Annotated in this window: 19 protein-coding genes; 11 read left to right on the plus strand and 8 right to left on the minus strand. The window is 67.1% G+C overall.

What is annotated here, in order from left to right:
• Positions 1–116: 116 nt before the first annotated feature.
• From DBV14_RS00955 to DBV14_RS00990, 8 genes are all read left to right on the plus strand, one after another.
• Positions 117–1,568: a hypothetical protein gene (locus tag DBV14_RS00955; RefSeq protein WP_124457320.1), complete on the plus strand. Its 1,452-nt coding sequence runs from the start codon at positions 117–119 to the stop codon at positions 1,566–1,568.
• A 48-nt stretch (positions 1,569–1,616) separates the two neighbouring features.
• Positions 1,617–2,381: an ABC transporter ATP-binding protein gene (locus DBV14_RS00960; protein ID WP_124457321.1), complete on the plus strand. Its 765-nt coding sequence runs from the start codon at positions 1,617–1,619 to the stop codon at positions 2,379–2,381.
• Positions 2,378–3,112: an ABC transporter ATP-binding protein gene (locus tag DBV14_RS00965; protein ID WP_124457322.1), complete on the plus strand. Its 735-nt coding sequence runs from the start codon at positions 2,378–2,380 to the stop codon at positions 3,110–3,112. The genes DBV14_RS00960 and DBV14_RS00965 overlap by 4 nt, the downstream gene beginning before the upstream one ends.
• 154 nt (positions 3,113–3,266) lie before the next feature.
• Positions 3,267–4,250: a branched-chain amino acid ABC transporter permease gene (locus DBV14_RS00970; protein ID WP_124457323.1), complete on the plus strand. Its 984-nt coding sequence runs from the start codon at positions 3,267–3,269 to the stop codon at positions 4,248–4,250.
• Positions 4,251–4,263: 13 nt separating this feature from the next.
• Positions 4,264–5,331: a branched-chain amino acid ABC transporter permease gene (locus tag DBV14_RS00975; RefSeq protein ID WP_124457324.1), complete on the plus strand. Its 1,068-nt coding sequence runs from the start codon at positions 4,264–4,266 to the stop codon at positions 5,329–5,331.
• A 17-nt stretch (positions 5,332–5,348) separates the two neighbouring features.
• On the plus strand, positions 5,349–6,221 hold the full coding sequence (locus DBV14_RS00980; RefSeq protein WP_124457341.1) for an alpha/beta fold hydrolase: 873 nt from the start codon (positions 5,349–5,351) through the stop codon (positions 6,219–6,221).
• 58 nt (positions 6,222–6,279) lie between these two features.
• Entirely contained in the window at positions 6,280–6,786 is a 507-nt protein-coding gene (locus DBV14_RS00985; protein WP_124457325.1) for a DUF1993 family protein, read from the plus strand.
• A gap of 205 nt (positions 6,787–6,991) precedes the next feature.
• Positions 6,992–7,495 carry a thioredoxin family protein gene (locus DBV14_RS00990; RefSeq protein ID WP_260396768.1) on the plus strand — a complete coding sequence of 168 codons (504 nt, stop codon included), beginning with the start codon at positions 6,992–6,994 and terminating at the stop codon, positions 7,493–7,495.
• Positions 7,496–7,534: 39 nt separating this feature from the next.
• Here DBV14_RS00990 and DBV14_RS00995 read toward each other — a convergent pair whose 3' ends face one another.
• Together DBV14_RS00995 and hemH are read right to left on the minus strand one after the other, a co-directional pair.
• The gene (locus DBV14_RS00995) at positions 7,535–8,383 is read right to left on the minus strand and encodes a bifunctional 2-polyprenyl-6-hydroxyphenol methylase/3-demethylubiquinol 3-O-methyltransferase UbiG (RefSeq protein ID WP_124457326.1); all 849 of its coding nucleotides are present in this window, start codon (positions 8,381–8,383) and stop codon (positions 7,535–7,537) included.
• Entirely contained in the window at positions 8,380–9,429 is a 1,050-nt protein-coding gene (hemH, locus tag DBV14_RS01000) for a ferrochelatase (protein WP_124457327.1), read from the minus strand. The genes DBV14_RS00995 and hemH overlap by 4 nt, the downstream gene beginning before the upstream one ends.
• A 15-nt stretch (positions 9,430–9,444) precedes the next feature.
• Between hemH and DBV14_RS01005 the strand changes: the two genes are divergently transcribed.
• Positions 9,445–10,176, plus strand: a complete 732-nt coding sequence (locus DBV14_RS01005) for an HAD family hydrolase (RefSeq protein WP_124457328.1) — start codon at positions 9,445–9,447, stop codon at positions 10,174–10,176.
• A 130-nt stretch (positions 10,177–10,306) separates the two neighbouring features.
• Here DBV14_RS01005 and DBV14_RS01015 read toward each other — a convergent pair whose 3' ends face one another.
• Positions 10,307–10,612, minus strand: coding sequence for an NIPSNAP family protein (locus DBV14_RS01015; protein WP_124457329.1), 306 nt, complete (start codon positions 10,610–10,612; stop codon positions 10,307–10,309).
• Between the two features lie 129 nt (positions 10,613–10,741).
• On the opposite strand from DBV14_RS01015, the gene DBV14_RS01020 reads away from it, so the two are divergent.
• Positions 10,742–11,383, plus strand: a complete 642-nt coding sequence (locus DBV14_RS01020; RefSeq protein ID WP_124457330.1) for a LysE family translocator — start codon at positions 10,742–10,744, stop codon at positions 11,381–11,383.
• 11 nt (positions 11,384–11,394) lie between these two features.
• On the opposite strand, the gene DBV14_RS01025 is transcribed toward DBV14_RS01020, so the two are convergent.
• Genes DBV14_RS01025 through hpnC form a run of 5 tightly spaced genes read right to left on the minus strand, consistent with a single transcriptional unit; the run spans position 11,395 to position 15,548 of the window.
• Positions 11,395–11,697 carry a hypothetical protein gene (locus tag DBV14_RS01025; RefSeq protein ID WP_124457331.1) on the minus strand — a complete coding sequence of 101 codons (303 nt, stop codon included), beginning with the start codon at positions 11,695–11,697 and terminating at the stop codon, positions 11,395–11,397.
• A complete protein-coding gene (gene hpnE, locus DBV14_RS01030; RefSeq protein WP_124457332.1) occupies positions 11,694–12,956 on the minus strand; it encodes a hydroxysqualene dehydroxylase HpnE in 1,263 nt (420 codons plus the stop codon). Before hpnE ends, DBV14_RS01025 begins: the two co-directional genes overlap by 4 nt.
• Complete coding sequence (locus DBV14_RS01035) at positions 12,953–13,786, minus strand: hypothetical protein (RefSeq protein WP_124457333.1); 834 nt, start codon at positions 13,784–13,786, stop codon at positions 12,953–12,955. The genes hpnE and DBV14_RS01035 overlap by 4 nt, the downstream gene beginning before the upstream one ends.
• An 11-nt stretch (positions 13,787–13,797) precedes the next feature.
• Entirely contained in the window at positions 13,798–14,637 is an 840-nt protein-coding gene (hpnD, locus tag DBV14_RS01040; protein WP_124457334.1) for a presqualene diphosphate synthase HpnD, read from the minus strand.
• Positions 14,634–15,548, minus strand: coding sequence for a squalene synthase HpnC (gene hpnC / locus DBV14_RS01045; protein WP_124457335.1), 915 nt, complete (start codon positions 15,546–15,548; stop codon positions 14,634–14,636). Before hpnC ends, hpnD begins: the two co-directional genes overlap by 4 nt.
• A 148-nt stretch (positions 15,549–15,696) precedes the next feature.
• Between hpnC and DBV14_RS01050 the strand changes: the two genes are divergently transcribed.
• On the plus strand, positions 15,697–17,541 hold the full coding sequence (locus tag DBV14_RS01050) for a potassium transporter Kup (RefSeq protein ID WP_124457343.1): 1,845 nt from the start codon (positions 15,697–15,699) through the stop codon (positions 17,539–17,541).
• The last annotated feature ends 186 nt before the right edge of the window (positions 17,542–17,727 follow it).

Raw genomic sequence — 17,727 nt, forward strand, 5'->3', positions numbered from 1 at the left:
GGATGGCCGCCGGGCGAAGCGCCAGCCTGCGCCTTTTGCGGCGCCGGCGCGGCGCACCAACGGCCGATTCGTCAGCAAGCAAGCGTTCGACACACCTACAACAGAAGGAGACAGCGATGGCAGCGATGCGATGGAACTGGAAGGGACTGGCCGCGGCTGCGGCAATGACGATGGCGGCGCATGCCGCGACGGCGGCTGTGCCGTTGCCGGCGCTGGGCGCCAACCCCGCGGAGGTGAGCGTGTCCGGCCTGTCGGCGGGCGGCTTCGCGGCGGTGCAACTGCACGTGGCCTATTCGGCCACCTTCAAGCGCGGCGCCGGCGTGGTGGCCGGCGGGCCGTTCTACTGCGCCGAAGGCTCGGTGCTCAATGCCACCGGGCGCTGCATGACGCACAGCACCAGCATTCCGGTGTCGTCGCTCGTCAGCACCACCAACAGCTGGGCCGCCAGCGGCGCGATCGATCCGGTGTCGAACTTGAGCGGCTCGAAGGTGTACCTGTTCTCCGGCACCTCGGACAACACCGTCAAGCAGGCGGTGATGGACGACCTGAAGACCTACTACCAGAGCTTCGTGCCCGCGGCCAACACGGTCTACAAGAACAACATCGGCGCGGGCCATGCCATGGTGACCGACGACTACGGCGGCGCCTGCAGCACCACCGCCGCACCGTACATCAACAACTGCGGCTTCGACCTGGCGGGCGAGATCCTCACGCACCTGTACGGGCCGCTGAACCCGCGCAACAACGGCACGCTGGGCGGCACCTTCACCGAGTTCAACCAGTCGGAGTTCATCACCGGCCACGGCGTGGCGGCCACCGGCTGGATCTACGTGCCGCAGGCCTGCACCACCGCATCGTGCCGCGTGCACCTGGTGCTGCACGGCTGCAAGCAGAACTACACCGACGTGAGTGACCAGTACGTGAAGAAGACTGGCTACAACCGCTGGGCCGACACCAACAACATCGTGCTGATCTATCCGCAGACCAGCACCGCGGCCACCAACAGCTGCTGGGACTGGTGGGGCTACGACAGCGCCAACTACGCAAAGAAGTCGGGCCCGCAGATGGTGGCGCTGAAGGCCATGGTCGACCGCGTGACCAGCTCGGGCGGCGGATCGGCATTGCCGGCACCGACCGGCGTGGGCACTTCGGGCGCGACCAGCAGCAGCATGACGATTGCCTGGACCAGCGTTTCGGGCGCCACGGGCTACAACGTCTATCGCGGCGGCAGCAAGGTCAACGCCGCGCCGGTGGCCGGCACCAGCTACACCGACAGCGGCCTGGCCGCATCGACCAGCTACAGCTGGACCGTGGCCGCGCTGGACGCCAGCAACGCCGTGGGCGCCATGTCGGCTGCCGCTACCGGCACCACCACCGCGGGCCCGGGCGGCGGCGGAACCTGCTACACCGCGAGCAACTACGCGCACACCATCGCCGGCCGCGCCTATGCGCTGTGGGGCCTGACCTATGCCTATGGCTCGGGGCAGTCGATGGGCCTGTGGAACATCTACGCCATCACCACGCTGAAGCAGACCGGCCCCAACTACTACGTGATCGGCAGCTGTTGAAGCCGGTCGCGACCGATTCACTTTTCCTTTTTGCAATGACCACCAACGATGCTTGAGACCCGAGACCTGACCATCCGCTTCGGGGGACACGTGGCCGTCAACAGTGTGAGCTGCGCCTTTGCGCCGGGCACGCTGACGGCCATCGTCGGCCCCAACGGGGCGGGCAAGACCACCTACTTCAATTTGATCTCGGGCCAGCTCAAGGCGAGCGCGGGCACGGTGTCGCTCGACGGGCAACTGCTGTCGGGCCTGTCGCCGTCGGCGCGCACGCACGCGGGGTTGGGGCGCGCCTTTCAGCTGACCAACCTGTTCCCCAACCTCACGGTGCTGGAGAACGTGCGGCTCGCGGTGCAGGCCACGCGCGAGGGCGCGCACCGGCGCGGGCTGAACCTGTGGAGCATCTGGAGCGACCACAAGGCGCTGACCGAACGCGCGGACCAGATCCTGGCCGACGTGGCGCTGAAATCGCGCGAGCACGCGACGGTGGCCAGCCTGCCGCACGGCGACCAGCGCAAGCTCGAGGTGGCATTGCTGATGGCGCTGGAACCGAAGGTCTTCATGTTCGACGAACCCACGGCCGGCATGAACGCGGCCGAGGCGCCGGTCATTCTCGACCTGATCCGCAAGCTCAAGCAGGACAAGAGCAAGACCATCCTGCTGGTCGAACACAAGATGGACGTGGTGCGCGAGCTGGCCGACCGGATCATCGTGCTGCACAACGGCACGCTGGTGGCCGACGGCGAGCCAGCCGAGGTGATTGCATCGCCGGTGGTGCAAGAGGCCTACCTGGGCATTGCGAAGGAGGCTGCATGAGCACGAATCTCCTGACCCTCGAAGGCGTGCACACGCACATCGGGGCGTATCACATCCTCCACGGTGTCGACCTTGCCGTGCCCCGTGGCCAGCTCACCATGCTGCTGGGCCGCAACGGCGCGGGCAAGACGACCACGCTGCGAACCATCATGGGCCTGTGGCATGCGTCGCAGGGCAGGGTGGGCTTCGGCCAGGACAAGGGGGTGGACATCACCGCGATGCAGACCCCGCAGATCGCCGGGCTCGGCATTGCCTACGTGCCCGAGAACATGGGCATCTTCTCGGACCTGACGGTGAAAGAGAACATGCTGCTCGCCGCGCGCGGCGCAAAGAACGCCGCGCAGATCGACGACACGCGCCTGAAGTGGATCTTCAAGCTCTTCCCCGCGGTCGAGAAATTCTGGAACCACCCGGCGGGCAAGCTGTCGGGCGGGCAGAAGCAGATGCTGGCCGTGTCGCGCGCCATCGTCGAGCCGCGCGAGCTGCTGCTGATCGACGAGCCCAGCAAGGGCCTGGCGCCCGTGATGATCAACAACATGATCGACGCCTTTGCCGAGCTCAAGCGCAGCGGCGTGACCATCCTGCTGGTCGAACAGAACATCAACTTCGCCCAGCGCCTGGGCGACTCCGTCGCGGTGATGGACAACGGCCGCGTGGTGCACAGCGGTTCGATGGCGGCGTTCTCCGAGGACGCGCAGTTGCAGCAATCTCTCCTGGGTCTCGCGCTATGAAGTATTTCGTGTCTCGTCCCCTCTCCCGCTTGCGGGAGAGGGCTAGGGTGAGGGCAGGCGGCCTGTGCAATGGCCATGCCCTCGTGTTGGCGCCGCTGGCCCTCACCCCGACCCTCTCCCGCATGCGGGAGAGGGGGCAAGAGGGAGCGCTGCAATGAAAGCACTCGACTTCGACTGGAAGCCGCTGGTGCTGGCCCCCGTGCTCGCGCTCGTCGCGCTGCCGCTCACCGGCTCCTTCTCGACCTGGCTCACGCTCACGGTCGCGGGGCTGGCGATGGGCATGATCATCTTCATCATCGCCTCGGGCCTGACGCTGGTGTTCGGCCTGATGGACGTGCTCAATTTCGGCCACGGCGTGTTCATTGCGCTGGGCGCCTTCGTGGCCAGCAGTGTGCTGGGCCTGATGGGCGACTGGACCGGCTCGGGCGAGCTGTGGCGCAACCTGGTGGCGGTGTTCCCCGCGATGCTGGTCGCGATGCTCGTGGCCGGCGCGGTGGGCCTGGCGTTCGAGCGCTTCATCGTGCGGCCCGTGTACGGCCAGCACCTGAAGCAGATCCTCATCACCATGGGCGGCATGATCATCGGCGAGGAGCTCATCAAGGTGATCTGGGGTCCGGCGCAGATACCGCTGCCGCTGCCCGAGGCGCTGCGCGGTTCGCTGCTCATCGGCGATGCCGCCATCAGCAAGTACCGGCTGCTCGCGGTGGCCGTGGGCGTGGTGGTGTTCGGCCTGCTTGCCTGGACGCTGGGCCGCACCAAGATCGGCCTGCTCATTCGCGCCGGCGTGCAAGACCGCGAAATGGTCGAGTCGCTCGGCTACCGCATCGGCCGGCTGTTCGTCGGCGTGTTCGTGGTGGGCAGCGCATTGGCCGGCCTGGGCGGCGTGATGTGGGGGCTGTTCCAGCAGAACCTGGTGCCGCAGATGGGCGCGCAGGTCAACGTGCTGATCTTCATCGTCATCATCATCGGCGGGCTGGGCTCGACGGGCGGTGCGCTCATCGGCGCGCTGCTGGTGGGGCTCATGACCAACTACATCGGCTTCCTGATGCCGACCATCACGCAGTTCGCGAGCATCTTCCTGATGGTGGCCGTGCTGCTGTGGCGGCCGCAGGGCGTGTACCCCGTGGCGAACCGTTGAGGAAGAAGCCGTCATGTTCCTGAAAAGACTTCTCTCCAACGACACCCCGAAGAGCCGCCTGCTGGCGCTGCTGCTGGTGGCCGTGTTCCTTGCGCTGGCCTTTGCGCCTTTCATCTTCCCGGGCGTCAAGGCGCTCAGCGTCGCGGCCAAGATTTTGGTGTTCGTGGTGCTGGTGGCCAGCTTCGACCTGCTGCTGGGCTACACCGGCATCGTGAGCTTCGCGCACACCATGTTTTTCGGCATCGGGGCCTACGGTATCGCCATTTCGGCCTCGCGGCTCGGGCCCAACTGGGGCGCGGTGCTGGTGGGCCTGGGCGCATCGCTGGCCATTTCGCTGGTGCTCTCGTTCGCCATCGGGTTGTTCTCGCTGCGGGTGCGCGCGATCTTCTTCGCGATGATCACGCTGGCCGTGGCCTCGGCCTTCCAGACGCTGGCCTCGCAGCTGTCGGATTTCACCGGCGGCGAAGACGGCCTGACCTTCAAGCTGCCCGAGCTGATCTCGCCGAGCTTCGAGTTTGCCGAAGAGCCTTTCCTCGGCGTCTCGCTCGATGGCCGGCTGCTGTGCTACTACCTGCTGTTCGTGGTGGCCGTGGTGCTGGTGCTGGCGCTGCTGCGCATCGTCAACTCGCCGTTCGGCCGCGTGCTGCAGGCCATTCGCGAGAACGAGTTCCGTGCCGAGGCCATCGGCTACCGCGTGGTGGTGTACCGCACCACGGCGGCCGTGCTGTCGGCGCTGTTCGCCACGCTGGCCGGCGCCATGCTGGCCATCTGGCTGCGCTACAACGGGCCCGACACTTCGCTGAGCTTCGAGATCATGATCGACGTGCTGCTGATCGTGGTGATCGGCGGCATGGGCACCATCTACGGCGCGGCCATCGGCGCGGTACTGTTCGTTGTGGCGCAGAGCTACCTGCAAGACCTGCTGCGCCTGGGCAGCGAAGCGGCGAGCGGGCTGCCGTGGCTGGCCGCGCTGCTGTCGCCCGACCGCTGGCTGCTGTGGCTGGGCGTGCTGTTCGTGCTGTCGGTGTATTACTTTCCCACCGGCATCGTGGGCAAGCTGCGGGCGAGGGCGGCACGATGAGTAACGACAACCTGTCGATGACGCCGTCGTCGCGCTACGCGCAGCTGGCGGGCCGCGAGCTTCACTGGCTCGAATGGGGCGCGGCCGATGCGCCCGTGGTCATTGCCTGGCACGGCCTGGCGCGCACCGGCCGCGACATGGACGAGCTGGCGCAGCACTTCGCGGCGCGCGGCTTTCGCGTGATCTGCCCCGACACCATCGGCCGCGGGCTGAGCCAGTGGAGCCCGCTGCCCGACGAGGAATACAAGCTGTCGTTCTATGCGCGCATTGCCAATGCGCTGTGCGACGAGCTGCGCATCGGCCGCGTGCACTGGGTCGGCACCTCGATGGGCGGCGCCATCGGCACGGTCTGCGCGTCGGGCCTGTTCGAGCCGCGCATGAAGGCGCGCATCGCCAGCCTGGTGCTGAACGACAACGCACCGCAGCTGGCGCAGGCGGCCATCGAGCGCATCCGCGCCTATGCGGGCCAGCCGCCCGCGTTCGACACGGTGGCCGAGCTGGAGGCCTTCTTTCGCACCGTCTACAAGCCCTACGGCTGGCTCAGCGATGCGCAGTGGCGCCGCCTGACCGAAAGCTCCACGCGGCGCCTGCCCGATGGCCGCGTCACGCCGCACTACGACCCGGCGATGGTCCGCCAGTTCAGCGCGCACGACAACGACTACCTGATCTGGCCGCACTACGACGCCATCGAAGTGCCGGTGCTGTGCCTGCGGGGCGCCGAGTCCGACCTGGTGCTGCCCGAGGTGATCGAGGAAATGCATCGCCGTGGCCCGGGCACGGCCGGCCGGCTGCAGGTGATCGAGGTGCCGGGCTGCGGCCACGCGCCCGCGCTCAACGTGGCGGAACAACTGGAGCCGATCGAAGGGTTTATCCGGGCCGCCAGCCACTGAAGACCCGGCGGCGAGAGAATCGCCGCCGGCTTCTTCAACCACTACAAGGCTCACCTCCATGGCCCTCTCGATGTACGACCTGTCCGTGCCGGTTTTTGCACGCGGACTCGGACAACTCACCCATCTGCTCGACAAGAGCCTTGCCCACGCCAAGGCCAACGGCATCGACCCGGCCACGCTGGTCGATGCGCGGCTGGCGCCCGACATGCTCACGCTGGCCGGGCAGATTCAGCGCGCGAGCGATGCGTCGAAGCTCGGCGTGGCGCGCATCGCGGGCATTGCCGCGCCCAGCTTCCCCGACGAAGAAAAGACCTGGGACGACCTGCTTGCGCGGATCGTGAAGACGCAGGACTTTCTTGCGACCGTGGACCGTGCGCAGGTCGACGGCCAGGAAGAGCGTGCCGTGACCATCAAGGCGCGCGAAGGCGAAGCGCACTTCACCGCGCAGCGCTACCTGCTGCAGTTCGCGCTGCCGAACTTCTTCTTCCACGTGACCACCGCCTACGACGTGCTGCGCCACAAGGGCATGCCGGTGGGCAAGATGGACTACCTCGGCAAGTTCTGAGGCACTGAATGAAGGCCGGCGGCCTTCACGCCGCCGGGACAACCTTCAAATTACCGTGACACATGCGCACGCCCGGCGTGCGCCGCAAACAATCGCGCCTGACCGCTTTCGGTCTGACATTCGAGCGAGGTTGGCGATCATGAACATGTTGTCCAGGAGGGCGTTCTCGGGGCTCGCCGTGGGAAGCTCCGCGCTGGTGGCGGCCATGGGCGGCGGATGGCCGGCGAGCAGTGCGCTGGCCGCGTCGCCTGGCCTGCGCGACTACGGCAAGGCCCCGGAGTTCGCGGGCATCGACAAGTGGCTCAATTCGGAGCCGCTCACCCTGAAGGGGCTGGCGGGCAAGGTGGTGCTGGTCGACTTCTGGACCTACTCCTGCATCAACTGCATTCGCACGCTGCCGCACGTGGTGCGCTGGTACGAGAAGTACAAGGACCAGGGCTTCGTGGTGGTGGGCGTGCATTCGCCGGAGTTTGCGTACGAGAAGTCGACGCGCAACGTGCAGGACGCGATCCAGCGTTTCGACATCCGCTATCCGGTGGCGCAAGACAACAGCTTCACCACCTGGAAGGCCTACAACAACCAGTACTGGCCTGCGTTCTACCTGGTCGACAGCAAGGGGCAGGTGATGCGGCAGCATTTCGGCGAAGGGGAGTACGCCGAGATGGAGGCCGCGATCGAGGCGTTGCTGGCGCGCAAGTCGGCGGTCTGAGGCGGCCCCGGCTCTGACCTCTCGGCTATCGGCGCCGCATCAGGGCTTGCGCGCGGCGAGCGAGTACATCAGCGGAATGCGCGGCATGCCCTCGGGCGGCGCCATGCGCTTGCCGCCGATGTCGCGCATGCCCTCGAAGGGCTTCCAGCCGTTGGCATACGGATATTCGTCGAGGCGTTCGAGCGTGAGCCCGGCCTGCGCGAGCGCGCTCGTGACCTGGCCCACGCCCCACATGAACTCGAAGCTCGGGTGCGGGTTGCTGAAGTTCTGCACGCCGGTTTCGTAGCCGTCGCGCACCAGGCCGTCGCCCGACTGGGCCACGTAGTCGCCCACGCCTTCTTCGGGCACGGGCGCGTCGTTGAAGTAGTCGTAGTGAAAGCGCCAGCTTTCGTCGAACACCATCGCGTACGGATGGAAATCGATGAACACGAAGCGCCCGCCGGGCTTGAGCAACTGCGACACGCCGTGTGCCCAGGCCGTCAGGTCGGACAGCCAGCACAGCGTGCCGTAGGAGCAGAACACGATGTCGAAGCGGTCGCCGCGCGCCTGCGCATCGCGAAAGTAGTCGTAGACATCCGAGCGCTCGAAGCGCGCCGGAATGTCCGACTGCGCAGAGAGCTGCGTGGCGAAGGTGATGGCTTCGTCGGAAATGTCCACGCCCGTGACGGTGGCGCCGAGGCGCGCGATGCTCAGCGAATCCTGGCCGGCGTTGCACTGAAGGTGCAGCACCGACAGGCCCTTCACGTCGCCGAGCAGCCCGGTTTCTTCGGGGAAAAGCGTGGAGCCGCCATTGCGGAAGAAGGCGGCCTGGTCGCCCTTGTGGCTGTTGTGCGCGACGGTGGCCGCGTTCCATGAAAGCCGGTTGGCTTCGTGCAGTTCTTTCTTCATGTCGTCGGTGAATGTGTTTGCGTTTGCGTTTGCGTGGGCCAGCCCGCCAGGTTGCGTTCGGCAATGCCCGCGAGCGCGGTGATCCATGCCGGGCTGTCGTTCAGGCAGGGGATGTAGCTGAAGGCTTGGCCGCCCGCGTGCATGAAGGCTTCGCGGCCTTCCATGGCAATTTCTTCCAGCGTTTCGAGGCAGTCCGCCGGAAAACCCGGGCACACCACGTCGACCCGCTTCACACCGGAGGCACCGAGCTCGCGCAGGGTCGGCTCGGTGTAGGGCTCGAGCCATTTGGCGCGGCCGAAGCGCGACTGGAAGGTCACGCGGTGCTGGGCCGCGGAAAGGCCGAGCCGCGCCGCGAGCAGCCGCGCGGTGGTGAGGCATTGCGCCTGGTACGGATCGCCGAGCGCGATGTTGCGCGCGGGAATGCCGTGGAAGCTCATCAGCAGCACCTCGCCGCGGGCTTCGGTTTTCCAGTGGCGCTCGATGCCTTGCGCCAGTGCCTCGATGTACGCCGGGTCGTCGTGGTATTGGTTGACGAAACGGAACTCGGGCACGCGGCGCTGGCGGCGGCTCCAGTCGTTCACCGCATCGATCACGCTGGCGGTGGTGGTCGCCGAATACTGGGGGTAGGCCTGCAGCACCAGCACGCGCGTGGCGCCTTCGGCCTGCAGCGCATCGAGCCGCGAGGCGATGGACGGATTGGCGTAGCGCATGGCGTCGCGCACCGTCACGCGGTGGCCGTGCTCGCCGAGCCAACCGGCCAGCAGTGTGGCCTGTTTCTGCGTCCACACCTTGAGCGGCGAGCCCTCGGGCATCCAGATGCTCGCGTACTTGGCGGCCGACTTGGCCGGCCGCACGCGCAGGATGATCCCGTGAAGAATCAGTGCCCACAGCACCCGGGGGATTTCGACCACGCGCGGGTCGCCCAGGAAATCTGCGAGGTAGGGGCGCACGGCGGCGGCGGTGGGTGCGTCGGGCGAACCCAGGTTGCACCAGAGCACGGCGGTGCGTTCGACGGTCGAAGCGACCTTCTCGTTGTCTTGAGGCATGCGATATTCTCAGGCATGACTTCCGTTTCCAAGGCGCCCGTGAGCCCTGCGCCCCTCGACATCTCGCGCATCTCGGCGATCTCGCTCGACCTCGACGACACCCTCTGGCCGATCTGGCCGACCATCGAACGCGCCGAGATCGTGCTGCAGGAATGGCTGCTGCGTGAGGCGCCCAAGACGGCGTCGCTGCTGCTGACCCCGGGCATATTGCGCGAGCTGCGCGAGGCCACCGCCAAGGAGCGCTCCGACCTGGCGCACGACCTGAGCGCGCTGCGCCGCGAATCGATTCGCACCGCGCTCACGCGTGCGGGCGAAGACCCGGCGTTGGCCGAGCCGGCCTTCGACGCCTTCTTTGCCGAGCGCCAGCGCGTGACGCTGTATGAAGACGCGCTGCCCGCACTCAAGTGGCTCAGCGAGCGCTACCCGCTGGTGGCCATTTCGAACGGCAACGCCGACATCCACAAGACCGGCGTGGGGCGCTGGTTTCGCACCGCCTTCAATGCGCGCGCCTTCGGCAGCGGCAAGCCGCACGCGCCGATCTTTCGCGCCGCCGCCGCCTCGGTCGGCCTGCTGCCCAAGGACGTGCTGCACGTGGGCGACGATGCGGAGCTCGACGTGGTGGGCGCGCTCAATGTCGGCATGCAGGCGGCGTGGCTGGTGCGCGACGAGCGGCCGTGGGTGCATGGCGCTCGGCCGCAGCTGATCGTGCCGAACCTGCACGCGCTGTGCGTGGCGCTGGGCGCCTGACGCTCGGCAGCACCAAGAACATCACCACGGTCGATACCAGAAACACCGAGGAACCGGCTTCGCCGGGCCTCTGGTGTTGCCCCCTGCAAGGGGGTTGGCGTAGCGACACGAAGTGCGCGAAGACTGGGGGTTAGCCAAATACTGGGCGGAAGAAGCTGCGCTCGTAGCTGACGATGCAGCGGGTTTCTTCCGCATAGCGGAAGGCGGCCTGGCATTCGGCGTCGTTCATCGATTCGGCGCGGTAGGTTTCGTACGCGGCCAGGCTGGGGAAGGTGAACATCGCCAGCGCCACGTTGTTGGTGCCTTCCGACGGCAGGAAGTAGCCGTGGTGCTGGCCGCCGAACTTCTCGACCAGCGGAATCCAGAGCTTGCCGTAGTGCTCGAATTCCTTGAGCTTGTAGGCATCGACGATGTAGCGCAGGTAGCAGGTGACCATGGTTCTTTCTCGGGTGTGAGGGCAATTGGCGCCGCCGCTGCGGCGAACGGGCCATCGCACTATAGTTTCCGCTCCCCCGTCTTTTGTGCCTTCGATATCTTGCGGCGCCATGCCGAGCAGGAACCCAACGTGCATTTCTCCAACTGGCTCATCTTCTGCGGCGTAACGCTGCTCGTCGCCTTCACCCCCGGCCCGGCCGTGCTGCTCGCGGTGTCGAACTCCATCGCCGTGGGGCCGCGCCGCGCGATGATCAGTTCGCTCGGCAATGCGATGGGCCTGTTCATGGTGTCGGCCGCCGCGATGGCCGGGCTGGGCGTGGTGCTCACCACATCGGCCCATGCCTTCCTGGCGCTGAAGCTCGCCGGCGCGGCGTACCTGATCTACCTGGGCGTCAAGCAATGGCGCAGCCAGGGCAGCGTGTTCGCCGACCTGGACCCGTCGGCCGCAACCAGCGCCCATCGCTCGTCGTGGCGCCTGTTCGGCCACGGCGTGACCGTGGCGCTGACCAACCCCAAGGGCATCCTGTTCTTCTCGGCGCTGTTCCCTCAGTTCCTGACGCAGGACGCGCCCATCCTCGAGCAGTTCGCCGTGCTCACGACCACCTTTGCCGTGGGCTCGGTGCTGTCGCACGGGTTCTATGTGCTGCTGGCGCGGATGCTGAAGAAGCAGCTGGGCGACCCGCGCCGCTCGCGGGTGTTCAACCGCGTGTCGGGCGGGGCGTTCGTGTTGCTGGGGCTGAGCCTGCTGCGCCTGCCGAACAAGGCGGCCTGAGGCCGGCCAGGTCAGTCCAGCGCGAATTGCTCGCGCAGCGCCGCGCAGAAATCGGCGGTGCCGCTGAGCGAGAAGGTGACGGTGTCGAAGCGCGGCGTTTCGCGCGTCTGCTGCAGGTCGCAGTCCCACACCGCACCGTCGTCGAGCGCGCCTCGCCCGCCCGGAAAAGTGGCCTGCGCCCAGGCCAGCACCTGCTCGATTTCGGCGAGCACTTCATGCGTCTTGTCGGGCGAAGTCGAGGCCATGGCATCGAAGGTGCCATGGCCTTCCGTGTCTTCGCTGTAGTCGAAATCCAGGTAGCGCAGTTCTGTCATGGTGTCTTCAAGGCATTGGCCACGGCGAGCCCGCTGAGCACCGCGCCTTCGAGCGTGGCGGGGTAGGGCCCTTCGGTGTAGTCGCCGCTGGCCAGCAGGCCGGGCGCGATGAATGCGGGTGGCCGTGCCAGCGCGGGCGTGCAGGCAAAGGTGGCGCGCTTCTCGACCACGGTCTGTATGAGCTGAAGCCCGGCCTGCCCCAGTTGCGCGGCGGCCTGCGCAATGACCTGTTGCTCCAGCGTTTCGCGCGAGGCTTCATTCGCGCTGATGACCAGTGCCAACACGCCCTGTGGGCCGCCGAGCTGGCCGCGGTCGAACGCGAACTGCGCGGGCGCCGTGGCCGGATTGCTGCGCAGCGCCAGCATGGGTTCGGCCAGTGGCGAGGCGTTGCGCACGTAGACCGTGGCGATGGCTTCGAAGCGCAGTGCTTCGGTGGTTTCGCACCAGTGGTCTGCCGAGAGGCCCGAAGCACGGACCAGCCGTGCTGCGTCCCACGGGGCGCAGGCCAGCACGACCTGCTCGAACGTTTCATCGTCGACGCGCCACTGCGCGCCGTCGGGGGCGATGGCGCGAACGCGCGTGCCGATGCGCAATGCGGCGCCGTTCTTCGTCAGCCACTCGATGGCCGCGTCGGGGAAAAGAGCTCCCAGGTCGACCCGGGGCAGCAGCAGGTCGGCGCCGCCGCTGCCGCTGAACAGCGCGTCTTTCAGCACGCGCAGGAACACTTCGCCGCTCGACTGGCCGACCGGCGTGTTGAGCGCGGAAACGCACAGCGGCTCGATCAGCTCCTGCATCACGCGTGGCGTGAGGCTGGCGCACAGCTCGGCCACCGAGGTGGTGCTGGCGCAGCGGAAGTCCGAAAGACGCCAGCCGATGGCGGTGCGCAGCAGCGACGACTTGTCGCGCCAGGTCCAGCCGCGCGCCGTGAAGATGCCGGCCAGCAGGTCGAGCGGCGCGGGCAGCCGCGGCAGCTTCAGCCCACCGCCATCGGCGAAGCGCAGCGAGAGCGGCAGGCGCTGCAGCGCGGTGTCGGCATCGACGCCGACCTCGCGCATCAGCTTCAGTGTGGCGGTGTAGGCGCCGATCAGGATGTGCTGCCCGTTGTCCAGCGCCATGCCATGGATGTTGTCGACCCGCCTCGCACGGCCGCCCGGCATGGGTGCGGCTTCGAACAACGTGACGGCATGGCCCAGGCGCGTGGCTTCGATGGCGCAGGCAAGGCCGGCCCAGCCGGCGCCGATGACGGCGAGCTTCTTCATGGCTGGAAACCGCGGGGAAGCTGGATGCGGTCGCCGTAGGGATGAAAGTCATCGTCCGGCTTTTCGCAACGGACGAAACACCTGTGCGTGAGCAGCTCGATGCGCTCGGCAACGGTCAGGTCGTCGTACTCGGAGGCCGGCAATCCGGGTGCTGCCAGGTCGTGCTTGCCGTCCGCGTTGAAGAGCAGCTCTTCGCCGACGATGTGGTCGCGGCGAAAGGGCGTTCGCCACTGCGAATTGGAGCCCCAGCCATCCGAAAGATCCGAGGTGCGACGGTGCTTGCGCCAGCGTTCCCAGTAGAGGGTCGAGGACGTTGCGATCTCGGCGTGCAGGGCGCCGCGGGCACAGCTGACCGCAACGCCCGCCCGCGAGAACAGCATCGTCCCGAGCATCAACGCGGGCCAATCGACCCGTGCCAGTTCAACGGCTTTGCGCTGAGAAAAAAGCGTTCTCTTCTCTTCAGCGACTTCGACAATTTCGTGGAAGAACGGGGAGTAGTCCGTCTCGTCGGCCACGCGGCAACCCAGGCCGGTCATGAATGCCAGGTAATCCGGCAGGCCCAGGTTCGGGCCTTCCCAGCCGTCGCCCTCATTGCGTTGAAAGGCCAGCAGCAAGACCTGGTTGACGCGCGACAGCGCGTAAAGGCGCCAAGAGTCCTCGATGGCGACGGGCGCGGGCGAAGTGCTGTGCGAAAACGCCTTCAGCCAGTCGCGTTCTTCCGAGTGCGCGTCGAGCCATGGACGAAGCAGCGTCTGAAAGACGTCTTCCTCACGGTCGCTGGCGGAGAGCGCATCGAACAGATCTCGATACGGAGCTTGGCACGGGTCCATGGGCGCGACGGCTAGATGCGCCCCAGCGCCTGCACCTTCCACGCCAGCCAGAACTTGCGCACCGGCGTCAGGCTCACGCGCTGGTTCAGCACCTGAAAGTTGTCGCGTTCAATTTCGCGCAGCAGCGTGCGGTAGATGCTGGCCATCATCAGGCCGGGCTTCTGCGTGCGGCGGTCGGCCAGCGGGAGCAGGGCCAGGGCCTCGTCGTAGGCGGCGTGCGCACGCTCGGCCTGGAACTTCATGAGCGCGACAAAGCGGTCGGAGTGCACGCGGTTGAGGATCTCGTGCGCTTTCACGTCGAACTTCTGCAGCTCGTTGACGGGCAGGTAGATGCGCCCGCGCAGCGCGTCTTCGCCGACGTCGCGCAGGATGTTGGTGAGCTGCAGCGCCAGGCCGAGCTTGTGTGCGTAGGCGGTGGTCTGCGGATCGGTCTGGCCGAAGATGCGCGCGGCGACTTCACCGACCACACCGGCCACCAGGTGGCAGTAGCGTGCCAGGCCGGGAAAGTCGAGGTAGCGGGTCTGGTCCAGGTCCATCTGGCAGCCGTCGATCACTTCATGCAGTTGGCGCGCCTCGATGCCGTAGGCGGCGGCGTGCGGCATCAGTGCCTGCATCACGGGGTGGCGCGGCGTGCCGGCAAAAGACTGGGCAACCTCGGTGCGCCACCAGGCGAGCTTGGTGGCGGCCACGCCGGGGTCGGAAACCTCGTCGACCACGTCGTCGACTTCGCGGCAGAAGGCATAGAACGCCGTGATGGCGGCGCGGCGCGGCTTGGGAAGAAACAGGAAGGCGTAATAGAAACTGCTGCCCGAGGCGGCGGCCTTGTCTTGCACGTATTGCTCGGGATTCATCGGGGAGGCGCTGCTTTCATGGGCCGCCATTGTCTCCGCATCCGCATGGCGTTCCAGAGCAGCAGGGGGGCATCGGTCTTGCCGATGGTGGGCCGCTGCGAGAAGGTGTCGAAGCCCAGGTCTTCGATCTTGTCGAGGATGCGCAGGCCGCCCTGCACGACGAAGCGCAGCTCCCAGCCGGCGCGGCCGGGCAGCCGGTGCACGAGCGGGGCGCCTTCTCGCATCAGCTCGCGCGCCCAGTGCGAAACGACTGCTATCAGATTGATAGCCTCCTGGGGCGGCGGGGCGTTCGAAAGAGGTTCGAAAACCTTGAAATGCTCGCGCGTCAGGCTGCGCCGGTCGCAGTCGGTCAGCGGAAAGTAGAAGCGGCCGCGCGGCAGGTCGACGCTCGGGTCCTGCCAGAAATTGATGAGCTGCAGGGCGCTGCAGATGGCGTCGCTTTGCGCCAGTGCCTGCGAATCGGTCACGCCGTACAGATGCAGCAGCAGGCGGCCGACCGGGTTGGCGGAACGGCGGCAGTAGTCGAGCAGCTCGGCGCGGTCGGCATAGGTGCCGCGGTCGCGGGTCTTCACGATGTCCTGCATGAAGGCGCTCAGCAGGTCGGCCAGCAGGGCTTCGGGCAGGCCGTATTGCGCGATGCAATGGGCCAGCGGGCCGAACACCTGCGGCCAGCGCGACGAGGGCGGCACCTCGCCGCGCGCTGCCTGCGCGAGCTCTTCGCGGTAGGCGGTCAGCTCGGCCAGTCGCTGGTCGGGCGAGGCGTCGCCTTCGTCGGCGATGTCGTCGGCCGTCCGCGCGAAGTGGTAGATCGCGGCAATGGGCGGGCGCAGGTGCGGCGGGCAGAGCCACGACGCGACCGGGAAATTTTCGTAATGTGCCGGCGGGGCGGCTTGGGGGGGAGTGGCGGACACGCCACGATTGTCCGCGACGACATGCCCGGGCACTATGCTCGCCACGTTGCCACTTCGAACTTCCTGCTTCATGAAAGCATCTGCTTCGGCCTCACGGCCCCCGGTTCCAGCGCACGGCGAGGCCGCGCATCCGGCCGGCCCGGGGCTGATGATTGCGGCGCTCGGCGTCGTGTTCGGCGACATCGGCACCTCGCCGCTCTACGCCTTCAAGGAAACCATGAACCCCGAGCACGGCGTGCCGTTCTCGCCGGATTCGGTGCTGGGCCTGCTCTCGCTGATCTTCTGGGGGCTGATGTTCGTGGTGACGCTGAAGTACGTGGTGTTCGTGCTGCGCGCCGACCACGACGGCGAAGGCGGCATCCTGGCGCTGCAGGCGCTGGCCCGCAGCGCGGTGGCCGGCCCGAAAACCAGGCCCTGGGTGTGGAACACGATCGGGCTGCTGGGCCTGGTGGGCGCCGCCATGTTCTATGGCGACAGCCTGATCACGCCGGCCATTTCGGTGCTGTCGGCGGTGGAGGGGCTGGAAGTGCAGGCACCGGTGCTGCAGCGCGCGGTGATCCCGATCACGGTGGTGATTCTTGTGGCGCTGTTCATGGTGCAGAAGAAGGGCACGGGCGTGGTCGGCAAGATCTTCGGGCCGGTCATGCTGCTGTGGTTCCTGGTGCTGGCGGTGGCCGGGGCCTGGCAGGTGCTGCAGCAGCCGCAGGTGCTGGCGGCGCTCGACCCGCGCCGCGCCGTCGGCTTCCTGGTCGAGCACCGGGCGCATTCGCTGGCGGTGCTGGGCGCGGTGTTCCTGGCCTTCACGGGCGGCGAGGCGCTGTATGCAGACATGGGGCACTTCGGTGCCAAGCCGATCCGGCTGGCATGGCTCTTCATTGCGCTGCCGGGGCTGGTGCTGAACTACTTCGGCCAAGGCGCGCTGGTGCTGGGCAATCCGACGGCCATCGACAACCCGTTCTTCCGGCTCTTTCCCTCGTGGGGCGTGCTGCCGATGGTGGTGCTGGCCGCGATGGCCACGGTGATCGCCTCGCAGGCCGTCATTTCAGGCGCCTTCTCGCTCACGGCGCATGCCATGCGCATGGGCTACCTGCCGCGCATGCGGGTGGTGCAGACCTCGGGCTCGGCCATCGGGCAGATCTACGTGCCGGCCGTGAACTGGCTGCTGATGGTGGGCGTGCTGCTGCTGGTGCTGGGCTTCCGCAGCTCGGGCGCGCTGTCGGCGGCGTACGGCATTGCGGTGTCGATCACCATGGTCACGACCACGCTGCTGGCCGGCATCGTCGCCTGGGGCCTGTGGCGCTGGAACAAGGCGGCCGTGGCCGTGGGCGTGTTGGCCTTCGTGGTCGTCGACCTGACCTTCGTGATAGCGAACAGCCTGAAGGTTGCCGACGGTGGCTGGCTCACGCTGGCGGTGGCGGCGGTGGTGATGGTCGTCTTCACCACCTGGGCCAAGGGCCGGCGGCTGGGGTTGGAGGCCGCCGCTGCGGAGAGTCTGCCGCTGCGGCCGTTCATCGAATCGCTGGCGTTGCACATGCCGCACCGCGTGAGCGGCACGGCGGTGTTCTTGAACCCCGATGCGACGGCGGTGCCGCATGCGTTGCTGCACAACCTGAAGCACAACCAGGTGCTGCACGACCAGGTGATCGTGTTGCGCGTGCTGCCCTGCGACACGCCGCGTGTCGACGCGCGCATCCGCATCGAGGCGGAGCAGCTGATGGAAGGCATATGGGTCGTCACCGCGCGCCACGGGTTCATGGAGCGGCCCGACGTGCCGGAGTTCATCCGCATCCTGGCGTACCAGAAGACGCTGGCGATCGATTCGATGAAGACCTCGTATTTCGTGTCCCGTGCGTCGGTGGGGGAGGAGAACCTGCCGGGGATGAATCCTGTTCGCCGAGTGCTGTTCGGGTGGCTTCAGCGGAATGCGGGGCGGGCTTCGGATTACTTCGAGTTGCCGGACAACCGGCTGGTGGAGATGGGGCAGCGGACCTGACCGTTCGCTCGTGTGCTTTGTTTCTTGGCGCTGCTGTTTGACGCGCTGCTGCTCAGGGCGACGCTCACGCCGACGGTGTGCTCTGCTCCGCGAATGTCCCCCGCTTCGCTCCTCCTTTATTTCGCTGCGCAGAGCACACCATCCGCGTGAGCGTCATCAGAGTGGTCGTTGATCAGCGGTACACCA

Origin of the sequence: Variovorax sp. KBW07 (assembly GCF_003852515.1) — a bacterium.
Taxonomy (GTDB): Bacteria; Pseudomonadota; Gammaproteobacteria; order Burkholderiales; family Burkholderiaceae_C; genus Variovorax.